The sequence below is a fragment of the Neisseria sp. P0021.S007 genome (genome assembly GCF_051956855.1).
Genome location: NZ_JBQCXA010000239.1, coordinates 1 through 906, shown reverse-complemented (window position 1 = coordinate 906; position 906 = coordinate 1). Strand labels below are relative to the sequence as shown.

The window sequence follows — 906 nt, the reverse complement described above, 5'->3', positions numbered from 1 at the left end:
GTTTGATGCGGTCGCCCGCTTCTTCTCCAAACTCGGCAAAGCGTTTTTTACCTTCTTTGAAACGCTCTTCTGCCAATTCTTCAAATTCGTCGTATTTTTCGCGCGCGCGGTCAGCGTGGTATTTGATTCGGTCACCGGCTTCTTCTTGGAAGTCATGCAAACGATCCTTAGCAGCTTCAAGTTTCTCCTGCAATTTGGCTTTGGCTTTTTTGCCTTCTTCCGAGCCGACTTCTACGCCTTTGCTGTACAGCTCTTCAACATCGCTCATCACGTCTTGGATGTCTTTCAACAAAGCTTCTTTGCGGGATTCAAAATCATGTTTTTTCATTACCTTCTCCTTGATGTCCATATGGGTGAAATAACAGATTATTCATCTGTTAACTGATTATAACCCCTTTACACTTCTTCTCAAGTCAATTCGGCTAAAGGTGGTTTGAAAACATGTAAAGATTAACGCGGGAGATAAAAGGTCGTCTGAAAATCAGTTTTCGCGCTTTCAGACGACCTTTTTACGTTTAACAACCCGTCCGAAGCCGCCCCATATCCCCAGCGAGAAAAACCATGTCCCTGCAAAATCTCTCCAATATCCGCACCCTTGTCGTCAAAGTCGGCTCCAGCCTCGTTACCGCGGGCGGCAAAGGCATAGACCAAGCCGCACTCGACCGCTGGGCGGCGCAAATCGCCGAACTGGGCAAACAAGGCGTGCAAACCGTCCTCGTTTCCAGCGGCGCCATCGCCGAAGGCATCAAACGGCTGGGCTGGAGCAAACGCCCCACCGCCATCAATGAGCTGCAAGCCGCCGCAGCCGTCGGGCAAACCGGCATCGCCCAAGCCTACGAAACCGCGTTTGCACCGCACGGCATCCGCACCGCCCAAGTCCTGCTCACCCACGACGACCTGAGCAAC

The 906-nt window shown here is 51.5% G+C and carries 2 protein-coding genes; one reads left to right on the top strand and one right to left on the bottom strand.

The window, feature by feature from the left end; translation table 11 throughout:
- Window positions 1-328, bottom strand: a 328-nt coding sequence (locus ACTHUR_RS12525; protein ID WP_440398812.1) for a DUF883 domain-containing protein, incomplete at its 3' end; no start/stop codon positions are given.
- Between the two features lie 233 nt (window positions 329-561).
- On the opposite strand from ACTHUR_RS12525, the gene ACTHUR_RS12520 reads away from it, so the two are divergent.
- Window positions 562-906: amino acid kinase family protein (locus tag ACTHUR_RS12520; RefSeq protein WP_440398810.1), on the top strand; the 345-nt coding region annotated here is incomplete at its 3' end.